The sequence below is a fragment of the Delftia sp. PE138 genome (assembly GCF_018320755.1).
GTDB lineage: Bacteria > Pseudomonadota > Gammaproteobacteria > Burkholderiales > Burkholderiaceae_C > Comamonas > Comamonas tsuruhatensis.
In genome coordinates, this window is record NZ_JABEPN010000007.1 from 64367 (window position 1) to 81698 (window position 17332).

General features: G+C 68.1%; 16 protein-coding genes. 5 read left to right on the forward strand and 11 right to left on the reverse strand.

Annotated elements, in window-relative coordinates:
- Positions 1 to 25: 25 nt before the first annotated feature.
- The 6 genes from HFGMBDPB_RS21895 to mltG form a co-directional block, all read right to left on the reverse strand.
- Positions 26 to 751, reverse strand: a complete 726-nt coding sequence (locus tag HFGMBDPB_RS21895; protein WP_160853397.1) for an ankyrin repeat domain-containing protein — start codon at positions 749 to 751, stop codon at positions 26 to 28.
- On the reverse strand, positions 748 to 1554 hold the full coding sequence (locus HFGMBDPB_RS21900) for a TatD family hydrolase (protein WP_016446820.1): 807 nt from the start codon (positions 1552 to 1554) through the stop codon (positions 748 to 750). The genes HFGMBDPB_RS21895 and HFGMBDPB_RS21900 overlap by 4 nt, the downstream gene beginning before the upstream one ends.
- A 96-nt stretch (positions 1555 to 1650) precedes the next feature.
- The gene (locus HFGMBDPB_RS21905) at positions 1651 to 2010 is read right to left on the reverse strand and encodes a PilZ domain-containing protein (protein ID WP_016446819.1); all 360 of its coding nucleotides are present in this window, start codon (positions 2008 to 2010) and stop codon (positions 1651 to 1653) included.
- Between the two features lie 128 nt (positions 2011 to 2138).
- Positions 2139 to 3188 carry a DNA polymerase III subunit delta' gene (locus HFGMBDPB_RS21910; RefSeq protein ID WP_016446818.1) on the reverse strand — a complete coding sequence of 350 codons (1050 nt, stop codon included), beginning with the start codon at positions 3186 to 3188 and terminating at the stop codon, positions 2139 to 2141.
- Positions 3185 to 3871 (reverse strand): dTMP kinase, encoded by a 687-nt coding sequence (tmk, locus tag HFGMBDPB_RS21915; protein ID WP_016452861.1) that lies wholly within the window; start codon positions 3869 to 3871, stop codon positions 3185 to 3187. Before tmk ends, HFGMBDPB_RS21910 begins: the two co-directional genes overlap by 4 nt.
- Positions 3872 to 3940: 69 nt before the next feature.
- Complete coding sequence (gene mltG / locus HFGMBDPB_RS21920; protein WP_016446816.1) at positions 3941 to 4942, reverse strand: endolytic transglycosylase MltG; 1002 nt, start codon at positions 4940 to 4942, stop codon at positions 3941 to 3943.
- Between the two features lie 46 nt (positions 4943 to 4988).
- Between mltG and ygfZ the strand changes: the two genes are divergently transcribed.
- Positions 4989 to 5936, forward strand: coding sequence for a CAF17-like 4Fe-4S cluster assembly/insertion protein YgfZ (gene ygfZ, locus HFGMBDPB_RS21925; RefSeq protein WP_212646250.1), 948 nt, complete (start codon positions 4989 to 4991; stop codon positions 5934 to 5936).
- Between the two features lie 35 nt (positions 5937 to 5971).
- Here the strand turns inward: ygfZ and HFGMBDPB_RS21930 are convergent, their stop codons facing one another.
- Together HFGMBDPB_RS21930 and HFGMBDPB_RS21935 are read right to left on the reverse strand one after the other, a co-directional pair.
- Positions 5972 to 6835 (reverse strand): YbgC/FadM family acyl-CoA thioesterase, encoded by an 864-nt coding sequence (locus HFGMBDPB_RS21930; RefSeq protein WP_046987602.1) that lies wholly within the window; start codon positions 6833 to 6835, stop codon positions 5972 to 5974.
- Positions 6836 to 6881: 46 nt separating this feature from the next.
- Positions 6882 to 7886, reverse strand: coding sequence for an alpha/beta hydrolase (locus tag HFGMBDPB_RS21935; RefSeq protein ID WP_249343621.1), 1005 nt, complete (start codon positions 7884 to 7886; stop codon positions 6882 to 6884).
- Between the two features lie 272 nt (positions 7887 to 8158).
- On the opposite strand from HFGMBDPB_RS21935, the gene gbd reads away from it, so the two are divergent.
- A complete protein-coding gene (gbd, locus tag HFGMBDPB_RS21940) occupies positions 8159 to 9295 on the forward strand; it encodes a 4-hydroxybutyrate dehydrogenase (protein ID WP_016446813.1) in 1137 nt (378 codons plus the stop codon).
- 25 nt (positions 9296 to 9320) lie between these two features.
- Here the strand turns inward: gbd and HFGMBDPB_RS21945 are convergent, their stop codons facing one another.
- The 3 genes from HFGMBDPB_RS21945 to HFGMBDPB_RS21955 all read right to left on the reverse strand — a co-directional run bounded on the left by HFGMBDPB_RS21945 (position 9321) and on the right by HFGMBDPB_RS21955 (position 13772).
- Complete coding sequence (locus HFGMBDPB_RS21945; RefSeq protein WP_212646252.1) at positions 9321 to 11912, reverse strand: AI-2E family transporter; 2592 nt, start codon at positions 11910 to 11912, stop codon at positions 9321 to 9323.
- 150 nt (positions 11913 to 12062) lie between these two features.
- Complete coding sequence (locus HFGMBDPB_RS21950) at positions 12063 to 12932, reverse strand: sensor histidine kinase (RefSeq protein WP_223275273.1); 870 nt, start codon at positions 12930 to 12932, stop codon at positions 12063 to 12065.
- A 60-nt stretch (positions 12933 to 12992) separates the two neighbouring features.
- Positions 12993 to 13772 carry a LuxR C-terminal-related transcriptional regulator gene (locus HFGMBDPB_RS21955; RefSeq protein ID WP_016446810.1) on the reverse strand — a complete coding sequence of 260 codons (780 nt, stop codon included), beginning with the start codon at positions 13770 to 13772 and terminating at the stop codon, positions 12993 to 12995.
- 674 nt (positions 13773 to 14446) lie between these two features.
- On the opposite strand from HFGMBDPB_RS21955, the gene HFGMBDPB_RS21960 reads away from it, so the two are divergent.
- The 3 genes from HFGMBDPB_RS21960 to HFGMBDPB_RS21970 all read left to right on the forward strand — a co-directional run bounded on the left by HFGMBDPB_RS21960 (position 14447) and on the right by HFGMBDPB_RS21970 (position 17332).
- A complete protein-coding gene (locus HFGMBDPB_RS21960) occupies positions 14447 to 14938 on the forward strand; it encodes a hypothetical protein (RefSeq protein ID WP_160853385.1) in 492 nt (163 codons plus the stop codon).
- A gap of 197 nt (positions 14939 to 15135) precedes the next feature.
- Complete coding sequence (locus HFGMBDPB_RS21965) at positions 15136 to 15459, forward strand: hypothetical protein (protein ID WP_227472563.1); 324 nt, start codon at positions 15136 to 15138, stop codon at positions 15457 to 15459.
- Positions 15460 to 15694: 235 nt separating this feature from the next.
- The gene (locus HFGMBDPB_RS21970) at positions 15695 to 17332 is read left to right on the forward strand and encodes a DUF4384 domain-containing protein (RefSeq protein WP_212646253.1); all 1638 of its coding nucleotides are present in this window, start codon (positions 15695 to 15697) and stop codon (positions 17330 to 17332) included.

Sequence of the window (17332 nt, forward strand, 5' to 3'; positions counted from 1 at the left end):
TTCGCTTGCGGCTTGCAGCTGGCGGCTACCAGCTCCCGCGCGAGGGCTGGGTCTTGCGTTCGGCCTTGATGGCCTTGGTGAGTTTGTCGACCATGTATTGGCGGTCCACCTGCCTGGCGAAGTCGGCGGCGGTGAAGCCGCGCTGGTTGCGCAGGATGACGTCGGCGCCTTCGGCGATGAGCAGGTCCACCACGGCTTCGCTGCTGTACTGGGCAGCCAGCATCAGCGGCGTGGTGCCGTTGGGCGATTCGGCGTCGATGTAGGCGCTTTTGTCCAGCAGCAGCTTGATGATGTCCAGCGTTTGGGGCAGGTCGGCCGAGGTGGCGTAGTGCAGCGGTGTCCAGCCGGGGCGGTTGACATCGGCGCCCCGGCGTATGAGTTCCTTGACCAGGTCCAGGTGGCCCTTGATGCAGGCCATCATCAGCGGCGTTTCGCCCTGCTGCGAGGCTTCGTTGACCTTGATGCCGGGGGACTTGAGCAGCACGTCGAAGACGCCCAGGGAGCCCTGGTGCAGGGCCGCAACCAGGCCCGGGCGGCCGCGCGTGTCGCGCGTGTTGGGATCGAAGCCGCGAAAGATCAGGTTGACCATGGCGCGCTCGTTGTCGCTGACGATGGCACGCACGTAGTCGTCGTACTGGCTGGCGTGCGCCAGCCCGGCACCGGCTGCAGCCACGGCCGTCAGGGCGCGGCCGGCCCGGGCCAGCCAGCGGCGACGGTCCACGCGGCCGACGGCCGCAGCATTCAGTCTCATGCGACAACCCCCTTGAAAAGCTGATCGAAGTTGGCACTGGTCAGGGCGGCCACCTCCTCGACCGGAATGCCGCGCACCTGTGCAATCTGCTGGGCCACGTACGGCACATACGACGGATTGTTGGTCTTGCCGCGATAGGGAACGGGCGCCAGATAAGGGCTGTCGGTCTCGATCAGCAGGCGGTCGGCCGGCACGAAGGCGGCCACGTCGCGCAGGTGCTGGGCGTTCTTGAAGGTGACGATGCCCGACATCGAGATGTAGTAGCCCAGGTCCAGCGCCGCGCGCGCGACCTCCATGGTCTCGGTGAAGCAGTGGAAGACACCGCCGGCCTGGCCTGCCGAGCCGTCCTCGCCTTCTTCGCGCAGGATGGCCAGCGTGTCGTCCGAGGCACTGCGGGTGTGGATGACCAGGGGCTTTTGCGTCTGACGCGCCGCGCGGATGTGCACGCGAAAGCGCTCGCGCTGCCATTCCAGGTCGGCAATGGTGCGCCCGCCCTTGCGGTCTTCCATGCCGTAGTAGTCCAGGCCCGTCTCGCCGATGGCAACCACGCGCGCCAGCGCGGCGCGCTCCACCAGGTCGCCCACGCTGGGCTCGGTCATGTGTTCAGTATCGGGGTGCACGCCCACGGTGGCCCAGAAGTTGTCGTGGTCCAGCGCCAGCTGGTGCACATCGCCGAACTCCTCCATCGTGGTGCAGATGCACAGCGCGCGGGTGACACGCGCGGCCGCCATGGCCTCGCGGATCTCGGGCAGGCGGCTTTGCAGCTCGGGGAAGTTCAGATGGCAGTGGGAATCGGTAAACATGGAATCTCGTGGTTCAGAAACAGCCATGCCGACCCGGGAGCTGTCCTCCCTGTCGGCATGCATGGCAGGCAGGTGCACCTGAAACAGGTGCAGCCATCAGACCGTCTGCGTGGCCTTGTCCGAGCTCAGCGCCGCGCCCAGGATGTTCTCGATCTTGGCCTTGAGCTCGGCGGATTTCTCGTCCTTGGGAAACTGTATGCCTATGCCCTGCGTGCGGTTGCCCGAGGCGCGTGCGGGCGTGATCCACGCCACGCGACCGGCCACGGGATAGCGCTGGGGCTCGTCGGGCAGGGTCAGCAGCACGTAGACATCATCGCCAAGACGGTACTCACGCTGCGTGGGCACGAAAACGCCCCCTTCTGCGAACATGGGAATGTAGGCGGCGTACAGCGCGGCCTTTTCCTTGATCGCCAGTTGCATCACGCTGGGACGGGGTGTGGAGGGTGCGGTGCTCATGGATGGTTTGCAGACATTGGTTCGGTGAGCGGCCGGCGCAATCGGCACCGGGCCCAGGGCCGTAGGTTAACAGGCCGGGCTTTCATGTGGCGAAAAGCGCCTGGCCATGTTCTCCCGTGCCCCGCCCTTCATGCCCGGCGCTGGCGGGCAGGCTGGCCGGACATGAGCACGCGCCGCGCCTCTGCGGCCAGGGCTTCTGCCATGAGGCCTGCGTTAAAGGGATGGTCGGCCGTGCGCGCGGCCTGGGCCAGGGTTCGCGACCATTCGGCCAGCAGGCCCATGTCCAGCGGCCGCGAAGGCAGGTCGGCTGGCGTGAAGTAGCGCGGCGCGGCGCCTGCGGCCAGTGCCATCAGGTCGTGGCAGATCTTTTGCAAGGCCTCCACGGCATGGGGCGGCGCGTAGGCGGCCAGGGCCGCCACATCGCCCTTGGCCAGCGCACGCGGCAGCTGTGACCACGACGCCATGTCGCTGCCGCCACCGCTTTGCGCCAATGCCAGTGCATCGCCGGGCCGCCCGCCTGCTGCGCGCAGCGCCACGGCGGCCGCTTCAGGGGGCACGCCCTGCGTGTCCAGCCAGGAAAGGGCCTCTTGCTGATCCGGCCAGGCCATGGTGTGGATCAGGCAACGGCTGCGAATGGTGGGCAGCAGCTGGTGCGATGCCTCGCTGGCGAGCACGAAACGCGCATCGCCTGGCGGCTCCTCCAGCGTCTTGAGCAGCGCATTGGCCGTGATGGCATTCATCTGCTCGGCCGGATAGACCAGCACGGCCTTGCCGCGCCCGCGCGCACTGGTGCGCTGGCAGAACTCCACGGCGTCGCGCATGGCCTCGACACGGATTTCCTTGCTGGGCTTGCGCTTCTTGTCGTCGATGTCGGCCTGGGCCTTCTCGGGCAGGGGCCAGCCCAGCGCCATCATCTGCACCTCAGGCATGAGCACGCACAGGTCGGCATGGGCGCGCACGTCGATGGCATGGCAGCTGCCGCAGTGGCCGCAGGCGCCCTGCGGCGACGGCGACTCGCAGAGCCAGGCACGCACCAGTGACAGCGACAGCGCGTACTGCCCCAGGCCCGAAGGCCCCTGCAGCAGCCAGGCATGGCCGCGCTGTGCTAGCAGGCGTGTGCGCTGTTCGGCAATCCAGGAGGTGTCGGTCTCGGCCGGCTGTGGCAGGGCTTCGTTCATGCCGCACCTCCCTGGCCGCCGACCATGATGGCCAGCCAGCCCCGGCGCACCATGACCTGCGTGATCTGCTGCCAGACCGCATGCCGGCTGGCGTTGGAGTCGATGCGGGCAAAGCGCTGGGGCGCTGCTGCAGCGCGCGACGCATAGCCCTGGGCCACGCGGGCGAAGAAGCTGCCGGGTTCGGACTCGAAGCGGTCCGGCACGCGGGCCGAGGCCAGGCGCTCGGCGGCCACCTCGGCGGGCAGGTCGAACCAGAGCGTCAGGTGGGGCTCGCGCAGCAGATCGGGCTGGGGGGCGGTGCCCGTCTGCACCATGCGCTCCAGCGTGGCCAGCGGCTGCAGGTCGAAGCCACGGCCTGCGCCCTGGTAGGCAAAGGTGGCATCAGTGAAGCGGTCGCAGAGCACGACTTCGCCGCGCGCCAGCGCGGGCTCGATCACCTGCACCAGGTGGTCGCGTCGCGCGGCAAAGGCGATCAGCGCCTCGGTCAGCGGGTCCATGGCGTCGTGCAGCATCAGCGCGCGCAGCTTTTCGGCCAGCGGCGTGCCGCCGGGCTCGCGCGTGAGCGTCACCGTGCGGCCCTGGTCACGGAAAGCCTGGGCCAGCGACGCGATGTGCGAGGACTTGCCGGCGCCATCGATGCCTTCGAAGCTGATGAACAGGCCGGCGGGGGTTGCAGTGGTCATATGGAAAGAGAGGATACGCAAGCGCCGCGGGAACCGCAGCAGCCCTAGGGAATATCTCAGGGCTTTTGCTCAGGGCTTTTGCTGGCCGCGCTGGTAGCGGTTGACGGCGCGGTTGTGCTCGTCCAGCGAGGCACTGAAATGGCTGGTGCCGTCTCCGCGCGCCACGAAATACAGCGCCTTGGTCTGGCTGGGCTGCACGGCGGCCATGAGGGCGGCCTTGCCGGGCATGGCGATGGGCGTGGGCGGCAGGCCCGCGCGGGTGTAGGTGTTCCAGGGCGTGTCGGTCTGCAGGTCGCGGCGGCGCAGGTTGCCGTCGAATTTCTCGCCCAGGCCGTAGATCACGGTGGGATCGGTCTGCAGCAGCATGCCGATGCGCAGGCGGTTGGTGAACACGCCTGCGATCTGGGCACGGTCGGCCGCGCGGCCGGTTTCCTTCTCGACGATGCTGGCCAGGGTCAAGGCCTCGTCGGGGCTCTTGAGTGGCGTGTCGGCCGAGCGCAGCGCCCAGACATCGGCCAGGCGCCGGTCCATGGCATGCAGGGCCCGGCGCAGCACGGCCAGGTCGGAGCTGCCCTTGGCGTAGGTATAGGTATCGGGGAAGAAGCGGCCCTCCGGCGCCACCCCGGGACGGCCCAGGGCCTGCATCAGGGCCGCATCGTCCATGCCCGCGCTTTCCTGGCGCAGGAATTCCTCGCGGGCCAGGGCTGCGCGCACCTGGCGCCAGTTCCAGCCCTCGACCAGGGTCAGCGCCTTGAGCGATTCCTCGCCACGCGCGAGCTTTTGCAGCAGCACATAGGGGGTCAGGCCCGTGGTCAGTTCATAGTTGCCGGCCTTGATCTGCCGGTCCTGCCCCGAGACGCGGAACCAGGCGTACAGCAGCCGCGCATCGGTCTGCACCCCGGCCTTGACCACTTCGCGGGCGACGCCGCGCGGCGTGGTGCCGGGTTCGACCTCCAGCTCCAGCGTGGGCTGGGACAGCGGCAGGGGCTGGTTCAGCCACCACCAGCCGGCACCGGCCAGCACGGCTGCCAGCACCAGCAGCATCATCAAAGCGCGAAAGATAAAGCGCACAACCTCGGTCCAAGCAAGCAATAGAGCGGCTGATCATAATTCAGCCATGACCCAGCCTTTACTGAACGGCATCGCCCCCGTTTCCCATCTCGGCGTGATACGCGCCCTCGGCGAAGACGCCGCCCCATTCCTGCATGGCCAGCTGACCAACGACTTCGCGCTGCTGGATCTGCAGCATGCGCGTCTGGCGGCGTTCTGCACGGCCAAGGGCCGCATGCTGGCCAGCTTCATCGGCTTCAAGCGCAGCAAGGACGAGATCCTGCTGCTGTGCGACCGCAGCCTGCTGGCACCCACGCTCAAGCGCCTGTCCATGTTCGTGCTGCGCGCCAAGTGCAAGCTCAGCGACGCCACGGCCGAATTCACCCTGCTCGGCCTGGCCGGCGACTCCGCCGTGCAGGCCCTGGGCGCGGGCGCCGCACCCTGGACCAAGGCGGACGACGGGGCTGCCAGCCTGATCGCCCTGTACCCGGCCGCCGGCCAGCCGCGCGCCCTGCGCGTGGCGCCCGTGGGCACGCCCCTGCCCGAAGGCCCCGCACTCAGTGAGGCCGATTGGCTCTGGAGCGAAGTCGCCAGCGGCATCGCCACGCTGTCGGCACCCGTGGTCGATGCCTTCGTGCCGCAGATGCTCAACTACGAATCGGTGGAAGGCGTGAATTTCAAGAAGGGCTGCTACCCGGGTCAGGAGGTGGTGGCCCGCAGCCAGTTCCGGGGCACGCTCAAGCGCCGCGCCTACATCGCCCATGCCCAGCAGCCGCTGGCAGCCGGCATGGAAGTCTTCACGCCCGAGGATCTGGAGCAGGCCACCGGCACCGTGGTCCAGGCCGCCCCGGCGCCCGGCGGCGGCTGGGACGCCATTGTCTCCATGCAGATCAGCTCGGCTGAGCAGCGCCTGCTGGCCCACGCCGCCCTGGGCGAGGGCCAGCGCGCCGATGCCGCGCAAGCCGTGGCGCTGCAACTCAAGCCCCTGCCCTACGCGCTGCGCGAGGACATTTGAGATTTGGGCCTTGCACCGCCTGAGCTGCCTGCAGCTCAGGCGGTGAGCACTTTCCTCATGGTGATGTGGGGAATGCCGGCCTCTTCATAGGGCTCGCCCTCGGGCGTGAAGCCCGCGCGCAGGTAGAACGACTCGGCATGGCGCTGCGCGTGCAGCACGATTTCGCGGTCGCCGCGCTGGCGGGAGGCCTCCACCAGGCTGTCCAGCACGATGCGGCCCCAGCGGCCGCCGCGCACGCTGCGGTCCACGGCCATGCGGCCGATCCTGCCCGCGCCGGGGCTGTCGCTGACCAGGCGGCCGGTGGCAATGGGCTGGCCCAGGCCGTTGTAGACCACGGCGTGGCGGGCCACGGGGTCGAACTCGTCGATCTCGATCTCGCGCGGCACGCCCTGCTCGTGCACGAACACGGCCAGGCGCAGGCGCTCGGCGTCGCGGCCCAGGTCGTTCCAGCTGCCCGATGCCACGCGCACCACGCTCTGCCCGGCCTCATAGGCGGTGAGCACGTCGCGCAGCTGCTGCGGCACGGGCAGCGGCTGGCGCGTGGTGGCATCGGCGAACACATAGACCAGTTCCACGGTGTTGAGCAGTTCCATGCCCCGGAAGATGCCGGCCTCGAACAACAGCGAGGTATTGCCCTGCCTGGCACAGCGTATGCCCACATGCAGCACGTCGCCCAGCGTGGCCGATGCGTGGTAGGTGGTAGTGGCCTTCTTGACGAACAGCTCGCCGCCCAGGGCCGCGAAGGATGACTCATAGGGCATGCCCAACTGGCGCCAGTAGTCTGTGACGGCCACGTCGGCGTACATCAGGTAGTGGGCGTTGAAGACGATCTTCTGGGCGTCCACTTCGGACCAGCGCACTTCGATGCGTTGCAGCGTGCGGAAATCTTGGCGTTGCATGGGTTTTTCTCTCCTGTTGTCTTGGGTGTCTTGGGTGCCCTGGCTCTCAGGCCGCGAAGGCGTCGGCCAAGGCGCGCGCCATGTCGGCATGTGCACGGCGCGCTTCGGCAATGGCGCGGCCCATCTTGACGAATTCATGGGTCACGCCCCGGTAGATCTCAAGATCCACGGGCACGCCCGACATGCGCAGCTTGTCGGCGTATTCCACGCCCTCGTCCACCAGCGGGTCGCATTCGGCCAGGCCTATCCAGGCCGGGGCCACGCCGTCCACGTCAGGCGCCAGCAGCGGGGCGAAGCGCCAGTCCTCGCGGTCGGCAGGGCTGTTGAGGTACTGGGCAAAGAACCAGGTGATGGCCGGCTCGTCAATGACCAGCCCGTGGGCGAAACGGCGGTGCGAGTCAGTGTCCTGGTGGGCCGTCGTGCCCGGGTAGATCAGCAGTTGCAGGGCCAGCTTCAGGCCTGCATCGCGCGCATGGATGGCGCAGGCTGCGGCCAACGTGCCGCCCGCGCTGTCGCCGCCCACGGCCAGGCGTGCAGGGTCGGCGCCCAGCAAGGCGCCCTGCGAAGCCAGCCATTGCAGCGCATCCCAGGCGTCGTTGTGGGCCGTGGGGAATTTGTGCTCGGGCGCGCGCCGGTAGTCCAGCGAGACCACCATGGCGCCCGAGAGGTGGGCCAACTGGCGGCACAGCACGTCGTGCGTGGCCACGCTGCCCACGGTGAAGCCGCCGCCATGCAGGTACAGCAGCACGGGCAGGCCAGGGGCCGGTGCCTGGGCACGCTCCTCAGGCGCATAGAGCCGAGCGGGCAGCAAGGCGCCATCGCGCGCGGGAATCTGCAGGTCCTCGACACGCGGCAGGACGGGCTTGGGAATTTCGAGCACGCCGGCGCCCGCCTCATAGGCGGCGCGCGCACCCTCAGCGCCCAGCTGGTGCATGGGCGTGCGTGCGGCGCGCTCCATGCGGCGCAGCACATCGCGCATCTGGTGGGTCAGGGACGCCGGCAGCGGCGTGGCGTGGGGGCGGGATTCGGGCTGGGGCACGTTCAGGAGCAAGTTCAGGGACAGGTTCGATCGGAGCCATCTGGCAAGGCAATGCGGCGCGGCCGGCAAGGCACGGCAGGCGCCGCGCAGCAGGCATTGTGCCGCGAGCACAAGGCCCTGGCAGCCATGCGATGGCAGTGCACGCCCGTGCTGTCGCCCCCGTGACCGCGCAGGCGCCCTCTCAGGGTTTGCTTTGTTTGCAGTGCAGCACGCGCGGTCTAGATTCGGCGCACTCCCCCTGATCCCCACCACGGGCCGCAGCGGCCCGCAACGAGTCACCGACCATGGCTTTCATCAACTACGTCACCCAGATCCAGTTTGACTTCGGCGCCGTGCGCCTGTTGCGCCAGGAGTGCGAGCGCGTGGGCATCACGCGGCCGCTGATCGTCACCGACCAGGGCGTCAAGGCGGCCGGCGTGCTGCAAAAGGCGCTGGATGGGCTGGGCGACATGCCGCACGCAGTGTTCGACCAGACGCCCTCCAACCCCACCGAGGCCGCCGTGCGTGCGGCCGCTGCGATCTACCAGGAGCAGCGCTGCGACGGCCTGATCGCCGTGGGCGGCGGCAGCGCCATCGACTGCGCCAAGGGCGTGGCGATTGCGGCCACGCACGAAGGGCCGCTGTCGCACTACGCCACCATCGAGGGCGGCTCGCCGCGCATCACCGAGCGCGTGGCACCGCTGATTGCCGTGCCCACCACCAGCGGCACGGGCAGCGAGGTGGCGCGCGGCGCCATCATCATCGTGGACGACCACCGCAAGCTGGGCTTTCACAGCTGGCACCTGGTGCCGCGCGCCGCCATCTGCGATCCGGAACTGACCTACGGCCTGCCCGCCATGCTGACGGCCGCCACGGGCATGGACGCCATCGCCCACTGCATGGAAACCTTCATGGCAGCCGCCTTCAATCCGCCTGCCGACGGCATTGCGCTGGACGGCCTCACGCGCGGCTGGGCGCACATAGAACGCGCCACCCGCAATGGCCAGGACGCCGAGGCACGCCGCCAGCTGATGAGCGCCAGCATGCAGGGCGCCATGGCCTTCCAGAAGGGCCTGGGCTGCGTGCACAGCCTCAGCCACAGCCTGGGCGGCGTGAACCCGCGCCTGCACCACGGCACGCTCAACGCCATGTTCCTGCCCGCCGTGGTGCGCTTCAATGCCGAGGCCGAGAGCGTGCGCGCCGAACAGCGCCTGCAGCGAATGGCCCACGCCATGGGTCTGGCCTCGGGCAGCGACATTCCCGAAGCCATACGCGACATGAACGCCCGCCTGGGCCTGCCCACGGGCCTGGCCGCCATGGGCGTGGAGCGCGCCCAGTTCGCGGCCGTGATCGGCGGGGCGCTCAAGGACCATTGCCACGGCACCAACCCGCGCCTGGCCAGCGCCGACGACTACGAGCAGATGCTGGCCACCTCGCTGTGAGCCGCCGTAGCCGCTGTGAGCGGGCTCAGTGGCCGGGCGGTGACTGCTCCGGTGACTGCTCCGGTGACTGGGCCGGTGGCGGCGCCGGTACAGACGCGGGAGCGGGAGCCGGCGCCGGCGCCGGCGCTGCGCCGCTTTCCATCATGCGGCGCACTTCCACGGTCTGCATCAGCTGCTCGGCCATGACGGCCAGCAGCTCCAGATCTGCCGGCGAGACCTCGCGCGGTGCGTCGTCCATGATGCAGAAGCTGCCCAGCACCGCGCCGTGGCGGTTTCTGAGCGGCACGCCTGCGTAAAAGCGCAGCCGCATGGCCTGCAGTGCGGGGTTGCCGGCAAACCGGGGGTCGCGCGCTGCGTCGTGCACCACCAGGGGCTCGCCGCCGTGCACCACATACGAGCAGATGGACTGCCCGCGCGGCATCCCGGCCGATGCGGGGTCGCCCTGGTCCGCCACCAGCAGGCTGCCGGGCGTGTGCACGCGGTCGGCATCGACCCATGAGACCTGGGCCCATTTCACGTCGAAGGCATTGGCGGCCTGCTGGGCTGCCTCGTGGTACAGCGGCGGCAGGCCGGGCCCGAGCACGCCGCTGTCGCGCAGCTGGCGCACGCGCTGCTCATCGTCATCGGGAATGGGCGCGGCCAGGCCCTGGCCTGCCGCGTCGGGCAGGCGCAAGGCGTCCACCCACAACTGCAGCTCGCGCAGGCTGGACACGCAGGCGGCGGCGCCGCAGCGGCGCGCGAACTCGGGGTCGGACACCACGGCCGGCGCATTCCACAGCGCCAGCACCACGCGCAGATGCGGCCAGTGGCGGCGCACCCGCCGCATGATCTGGCGCGCCACGGTCTGGGGCTGGGCGCTGAAGACCGAGAGCACCAGCAATTGCGCCTCGGCAAGGGCCTGTGCGCCTGCATGGCCCTGCGGCAGGCCGCCGCCCTCGCCCTGCCCCAGCTGGCGCCATTGCGGATCGGCCGCCAGCGCCCAGTCCGAGCAGCTGACCACGTGGCCGCGCAGCGCCTCGCTGTGCGCCACCATGGCCGCTGCCAGGGCATCGACCTCCCAGCGCGCACCCACGCAATGGATGCGCAGGGCCCGCGAGGACAGGTCTGCGGGCGCGGGATGGCTTTCCCGCAGCTCCTCGACCAAGGCATCCATGCCGCTGGACAGGCGCAGCCGGTGCTCGGCCGTGGCCGACTCCAGGTGCTGCTGGGTGGCCAGGCGCAGCGCGGGGATCGCCACCTCGTCATAGAAGCCGGCCACTGCGGCCGAGCGTTCGTCCGCCGAGGCCCGCGCTGGCAGCCTTGCGTCCACCAGTTCATGCGCCAGCGTGACCGCATCTTCCACATCGTCGGCCAGCAGGCGCTGGTACAGCCGCTGGGCCGGACCCAGCACGGGGGAGCTGCCCAGCAGCACCTCCATGAACTGCAGCGCCGGTATGTAGCGGCCCAGCACCAGCAGGCAGACCGTGAGCGGCGTGGACAGGATCAGCCCTATCGGCCCCCACAGCGCCGTCCAGAAGGTCGCGGCCGCAATGATGGATAGCGTGGACAGGCCCGTGCTGCTGCCATACAGCCAGGGCTCGATGAGGTTGTTGCTGATCAGCTCCAGCGCCATGATCAGCCCCAGCGTCATCAGCAGCATCTGCCAGCCCGGATCCACCGCAAAGGCCAGCGCCAGCGGGAAGGCGGCAGAGATCATGGCGCCCACATAGGGAACGAACCGCATGATGGCCGCCAGCACCCCCCAGAGAATGGCGCCCGGCACGCCGATGAACCACAGCCCCGCCGCCATGGGCAGTCCATAGGTGATGTTGACCACGAACTGCATGCGCAGGTACTTGCCTATGCGCTGCGAGGCCTCGTCCAGCGCGTCGGTGGCCACATGCAGGTTGCCGCCCATCAGGCGCAGCAGCCGGTCGCGCAGGTCATCGCGGTCCAGCAGGATGAGGATCACGAACAGCAGCACGATGCCGGCCGTGGTCACGGGCTCGGCCACTCGGCCCAGCCACTGCAGCATGCGCGCCGTGGGCTTTTGCTCGGGCGACTGGATCTCCACCTTCTGCACGCGGGGCGTGGTGGCGCCGCGGGAGATCTCACGCTCCACCGTGTCATAGGTGCGCAGGGCGCCGTCCCAGGCGCTGGGCATGTTGGCATTCCTGCGCAGGCTGCGCAGCTTGTCGCGGATGGTGCTCTGGTAAGTGGGCAGGTCGGCGCTGAGCTGCTGCACCTGGCTGCCCAGATAGGTACCCATTCCGGCCAGCGTTGCCAGCGCCATGACCACCACCAGCAGCGTCGCCGCCATGCGCGGCAAGCCCCAGCGCCTGAGCCGGGAGACCGCAGGATCGAGCAAAAAGCCGAACAGCAGCGCCAGGGCCAGCGGAATCAGCAGTCCCTGCCCGAAATACAGGCCCGCGATGATGATGCTGGCCACCAGCAGGCCGGTGAGCAGGCGCAGCGCAGGCACCATGTCGGCCAGCTGTGCCAGGCCCGGCAGGGCCGAACGCACGCTGCGTGCGAAAGCCGCGTCGGCAGCGGCCGCGTTGCCGGCCGCATCGGCTGCGGCGTTCTCAGCGCCTGGTTTTCTGGAAGGCGCTGGTGTGAGGTCGGGATGTGGATTCATGGGGGGACAGGCATCAGGGCTTGGATACATGCGTGGATGCTGCCGCACTTGCGCCCATCGTGAGATTGCACAGCGCGCTGCGGGCCGGCCCTGTCAGCGGGCACCGCAATCGCTGGAACTCCGCCGCCGCCGCTGCCACAGCGCGCCAGCTCACCAGCGCACACGCACCACCGTGCCGCCGCCAGCACGCGGCGCCAGGTCCAGCGTAGCCCCTATGGCATGGGCACGGCGGTGCATGCCTGCCAGGCCCATGCCCTGCGCCTCATCGGGTGTACGGGGCGGCAGGCCGCGGCCGTCGTCTTCCACGCGCAACTCCCAGCGCAGCTCGCGGCGCGCGCCGGGATGGGCGCCGTTCGCCCGCGCAATACCCGGCTCCAGGGGCTGCAGCACCAGCCACAGCGTGCTGGCCTGTGCGTGCTGCAGCACATTGCTCACGGCCTCCTGGGTGATGGCAAGCAGGTGCTGGGACGACTGGCCTCGAGGAAGATCGGGCAGATCGGGCAGGCCCGGCTCGGACTGCGGATCGGCCACGCTCCAGCGGATCTGCATGCCACGGCGGTCCAGCACGGGCTGCAGCCGGTGGCGCAGGCGCGCCAGGCGCACGGGCAAGGCGTCCTCCACGGCGTCCATGGCGTCCACCAGCAGGCGCAGGTCCAGCAAGGCCTGCTCCAGCAACTCCTGCGCCTGGCGCTGCCGGGTTTCGCTCGGCTCCAGCAAGGCCATGGCATTCACCAGAAGGCCGCCCACGCCGTCGTGCAGATCGGCGGCAATGCGCCGGCGCTCGGCCTGCACCTCGCGCGAAGGCCGGGGGCTGCGCCTGCGCCGCCACAGCAGCAGCCTGCGCAGGCGCGAGGCACCCATCGCACACAGCAAGGCCGTCAAGACCAGCAGGGCCAGGCTGCACAGGCGAAGCCACAGCGGAGCCTGGTCGCCCTGCTGCCAAAGCCAGGCGCAAAGCGCCAGCATCTGCAGCAGGCCCAGTGCCAGGCAGACTGCCAATGCGCGAAGGGAGTCCTTCATGGCCATGCGGTGGGAAGCGGCGGTGGGGCGGGCCGCACGGGCCCCTGCGGCGCCAGCCAATCAGAACAGGCCGCGCAGCGATGCAAAGCGCACCGCCTGGGCGCGTGTGCGCACCTGCAGCTTGCGGTAGATGTTCTTGATGTGCGTGTTGACCGTCATGGCGCTGATCATCAGGCGCGAGCCGATCTCGGCGCTGGTGTAGCCGCTGGCGACCATGCGCAGCACCTCGCGCTCGCGGGTGGACAGGCGGTCCGCCTCGTCGGGCGAGCGGCGCTTGGGCTCGGCGCCCTGGGTCTTGTCGAAGCGCTGCAGCAACCTGCGCGCCAGGCTGGGAGTGACGGATGCGCCGCCATTGGCCACCTGCAGCACGGCCTGCGGGTAGTTGCCGAACCAGGAGTTCTTGACGAGGTAGCCCGTGGCACCCAGCTCGAAGGCGCGCAGCACCTGCTCGTCGTTTTCCATCACGGAGATGATGACGGCCTCGGCCGTGGGCCGCACGGTCTTCATCATGTCCAGCAGTTCGAAGCCCTCGCCATCGCCCAGGTTCAGGTCGACCAGCATCACGTCGAACTCGTGCTGGCGAATGGCCTTTCGACCCTCTCGGACACTTCCGGCCTGGGCCACGACCAGGGTGCGCGGGTCGTTCATGATTTCCTGGGCAATGACCATGCGGATGTGGGCATCGTCATCGACCAGCAGCACGCGCACGGGCTTGTCGGGCTGGCCGGCCAGATAGTCTGGCCACATGGCGGAACTCAGGCCCGTGCCCAGCATGGCCTGGGCGCGCGAGGAATCGGCGATCAGGGGACGGGCATCGGCGGGAACGTCGGATGGATTCATGCTGTTCTCCTCAAATGTCACGTCATGTATATGACGCAACCGATCACATACGCGCCTTTCACATTAAGAGAAATCGCCACCGATATCCACAATCTTTGACGAAGTTTGTGAAAGATTGCGTAGCTTGCAAATTAACACATTTGTGTGAGAAGCCGGGTCCGTACTTTCTTGATCACCTGACCGGCAGGCCTGTCGGGCCTGGCAGGCCATGCCCTTCCCGATGCCCGCCATCCTCCCCTTGATCCAGCCTCATGACAGCCCCCGGTTCAACGCCTTCCTCCTGCGCCTGCACCGAGCGTATGCAATTCGATACACCGGGTTGTCTGGATGGCCCCATGCCCGCCGGATCAACGGCCTGAAGCGAAGCTGCAACTGCAAATTTTCTGTCGTTACACCTTGAAACTACCCAACTCCATTCACCTCCCAATGCCGCTGCTTTAACGCGATGCAGCCCGCCAGCCAAAGGTTTGCACGGGTAAGTACCCGCCACGTGGATCAGCGCTCACGGCTACCCCGTACAAGAGATGGAACGGCAGGGGCACCCCAAGCACATTGGAGTCCAGACAACGAGCTGGGGTCCAGGGAGACAAGGCCGGAAACCTCCGCAAAGTGTCTGAAAAACGGGTGCTTACACACCTTTTCCTGGTAGTCCGATTCCTTATCAAGGAGCCATCATGAAATCGCTTGCAATTCTTTCCCTGAGCCTGATCGCAACAGCAGCCATGGCTGGCCCCATGGGCGGTGGCGGTGGCGGTGGTGGCGGCGGCGGCGGCGGCAGCAGCAGTTCCCAGATCGAAATCAACGGCCCCAGCGTTCAGGTCACCCTGCTGAACAGGAGCGGCGTGCTCAACGTAGCAACGGGCGGTGGCAAGGCCTCCCAGAACCTGGCCAGCAATGCAGGCAACGTCACCATCGACCGCAGTGGCAGCTCTCTGCAGGTCGTCGCTGCCACCGGCAGCGGCATCTTGAACAAGGCCGATGGCTACGCAGCAGTGGCCGTCAACAACCTGGCCTCCAACTATGGCGAAGTGGAAGTCAAGAACACTTCGATCCAGGTGGTGGCTGCCAAGAACTCGGGCATCGTCAACTATGCCGGTAACGGTTCCATGGCAGTACAGAACATCTCCAGCAACAACGGCTGCGTGACCTGCTACAACAACCACTGAGCCTGACTGCCGGACGAAGGACACTGCCGGACGGCCCCAGGCCTTCCGGCAGCACCTTCCCGGCGAATAGCCAGCTCACCGCACCAGGAGAGCCCACCATGCACACCGCCGCCCATCTCTGTTCGGCTGCCCTACTGGCCTGGCTCGCACTCGGAGCGCCCCCCCTTCATGCAGCAGCCCCCGGCGAAGATCCAGTGGTGCTCAGCAAGCCTGTCGACTATCTGAGACTGCCCACGGCCAAGCAGCAGACATCGTCGGGGCTGGACACCGTCACTGACATCCCCATCAACGTCAAGGCCAAGATCGCGCGCTACGAAGCCATGTCCATGACCAATGCTCCCGGCATCTCCACCGAGGCGAACGTGGTGACCACGACCACAACGAGCAGCACGGGCATGCAGCGCACCTGCACCCAGGACCTGGCCAGCAACACCAACGCCAGCGCGTTCAACCGCTACGGGCCACAGACCAAGGACCAGATCGTGGTCCTCAAGGGCGACCTGATCAACGTCTGCCGCTAGTGCGGCCAGGCGGCCTGCGACCCGGCCGCCTTTCATTTCCAAAACCCATTTCCGGTGCCGGTGCCCCTGGGCGCCAGTGCCCTGGCTCGCCGTTTTCCAGCAGAGGTCCATCATGCGCAACCGCCTTCCAACGCCAGGACTTCCCCGCCCCGATGCCGCGCTGCAGCCGGCATTCGGCGGACATGCGGACAACCGAGGGACTTTCCGCCAGCGATGGGCTGGCAGACAGGGCTGTATGCGGGTGGTGGCCTGCGCGGTATCGGCATCCATCGTGCTGCTGTCGGGTTGCGCGCCGCTGGATGCGCGCAAGGATTCCAAATACCTGGAAAAAGTCTATGCGGCCGACCGCCCGGTGGTGCGGCCGGTGCGCTCCATATCGAGCTTCTCCGATTCGCTGATGTGCATGGACAGGATGTTCCGCAACAGCCACATGCCCACGGTGCTGATCACCAGCAAGCAGTTGCCCGACTATTCGGGCCGCGTGGCCGTGGCCGCCAAGGAGATGGTGGTCACCGCCCTGTCCCAGATGTCGCGCGTCAGCAGCGCCTTCCGCTACGTGGACTATGAGGTGGACATCGCCCGCCAGGACACGGTGCAGAACCTCACCACCATCTTGCTCAACAACAACCAGATCCAGCTGCAGCGCCCGGCCCTGTATGTGTCGGGCGCCGTGTCCTTCATGGACCAGAACGTGCTGCGCAACAACGTGGACATAGGCACCAGCGCCTCGCGCCTGGAAACCGGCTACAGCGCCAACCGCAGCGGCGCCGTGCTGGGCATGGAGCTGCACCTGGGCGACTTCCGCACGCGCACCATCATTCCGGGCCTGGATTCGGCCAACGAAGTCGTCATCGGCAACGGCAGCCAGGGCCTTGACCTGTCGGGCCGTATCGGCAACTACGGCGTGCAGTTCAGCGTGGGCCGCGACTATGCCCAGGGCTCGGGCCCGGCCGTGCGCACCCTGGTCGAGCTGGGCATGATCGAGCTGCTGGGCAAATGGTCACGCCTGCCCTACTGGCAGTGCCTGACGCTGGACCAGACCCATCCCGACTTCCAGCGTCAGCTGCGCGACTGGTATGAGGAAGGCGAAGCCGGCATCCACCAGGAGCTGGTGCGCCAGTCGCTGATCAGCAAGGGCTATCTGCCGCCCGACGCACCGGCCTTCACCGCAGGCAACCCGCAGTGGCGCGAGGCCATAGGGCGCTTCCAGGCCGACAGCGGCATGGTGGTCAATGGCGTGGTGGACTTCAGCACCTACGAGCGCGCACTGCGAGACTTCGTGGCCGTCAGCGCCGATGGACACATGACGCGCATCGGCTGGAACACCAAGAGTGCGGCACCGGTCACCACCGCCGCCGAGAACGTGGCCGTGGCCACGGGTGACTACCGCTACGGCGCCCCCGCGCCCGACCGCAAGCTGGACCTGTGGGTGGAGAACATCACGCCCACGCGCACCTCTTTCGAGACGGGTGAGCAGCTGTTCCTGTCCACCACCGTGTCGCGCGCCTCCTACCTGTCGTGCTTCATGGCCGGTGCCGATGGAGAGGTCACCCGGCTGGTGCCCAACGATGTGAACCGCTCGGGCTGGATCACCGCCGCCCAATCCGTTCGCCTGCCAGACTGGATGAGTCCCAACCCCGGCTACGTCATCAACGCCGGGCCTCCCGGCAAGGAAGGCGTGGCCTGCTTCGCCACCGAGCAGAACATGACCGACAAGCTACCCACGCTGCTCCAGGGCAAGGCCTTCATCGCCATCCCGGGCATGCGCTCCCTGGAGGATGTCAATCAGTACATGGCCAACTCTCTGGGCGCCGACCAGTACACCGGCTCGGCCCGCTTCTGGCAGGTGGTTCCGGCCCAGGCCAAGCGCTGA

Bases quoted from the DNA above. Each gene is read 5' to 3' on its own strand.
- HFGMBDPB_RS21960 (WP_160853385.1), top strand. From the start codon at position 14,447: ATGAAATCGCTTGCAATTCTTTCCCTGAGCCTGATCGCAACAGCAGCC.
- HFGMBDPB_RS21905 (WP_016446819.1), bottom strand. From the start codon at position 2,010: ATGAGCACCGCACCCTCCACACCCCGTCCCAGCGTGATGCAACTGGCG.
- HFGMBDPB_RS21895 (WP_160853397.1), bottom strand. From the start codon at position 751: ATGAGACTGAATGCTGCGGCCGTCGGCCGCGTGGACCGTCGCCGCTGG.
- HFGMBDPB_RS21970 (WP_212646253.1), top strand. From the start codon at position 15,695: ATGCGGGTGGTGGCCTGCGCGGTATCGGCATCCATCGTGCTGCTGTCG.
- HFGMBDPB_RS21910 (WP_016446818.1), bottom strand. From the start codon at position 3,188: ATGAACGAAGCCCTGCCACAGCCGGCCGAGACCGACACCTCCTGGATT.
- HFGMBDPB_RS21900 (WP_016446820.1), bottom strand. From the start codon at position 1,554: ATGTTTACCGATTCCCACTGCCATCTGAACTTCCCCGAGCTGCAAAGC.
- tmk (WP_016452861.1), bottom strand. From the start codon at position 3,871: ATGACCACTGCAACCCCCGCCGGCCTGTTCATCAGCTTCGAAGGCATC.
- ygfZ (WP_212646250.1), top strand. From the start codon at position 4,989: ATGACCCAGCCTTTACTGAACGGCATCGCCCCCGTTTCCCATCTCGGC.
- gbd (WP_016446813.1), top strand. From the start codon at position 8,159: ATGGCTTTCATCAACTACGTCACCCAGATCCAGTTTGACTTCGGCGCC.
- HFGMBDPB_RS21950 (WP_223275273.1), bottom strand. From the start codon at position 12,932: ATGAAGGACTCCCTTCGCGCATTGGCAGTCTGCCTGGCACTGGGCCTG.
- HFGMBDPB_RS21955 (WP_016446810.1), bottom strand. From the start codon at position 13,772: ATGAATCCATCCGACGTTCCCGCCGATGCCCGTCCCCTGATCGCCGAT.
- HFGMBDPB_RS21945 (WP_212646252.1), bottom strand. From the start codon at position 11,912: ATGAATCCACATCCCGACCTCACACCAGCGCCTTCCAGAAAACCAGGC.
- HFGMBDPB_RS21930 (WP_046987602.1), bottom strand. From the start codon at position 6,835: ATGCAACGCCAAGATTTCCGCACGCTGCAACGCATCGAAGTGCGCTGG.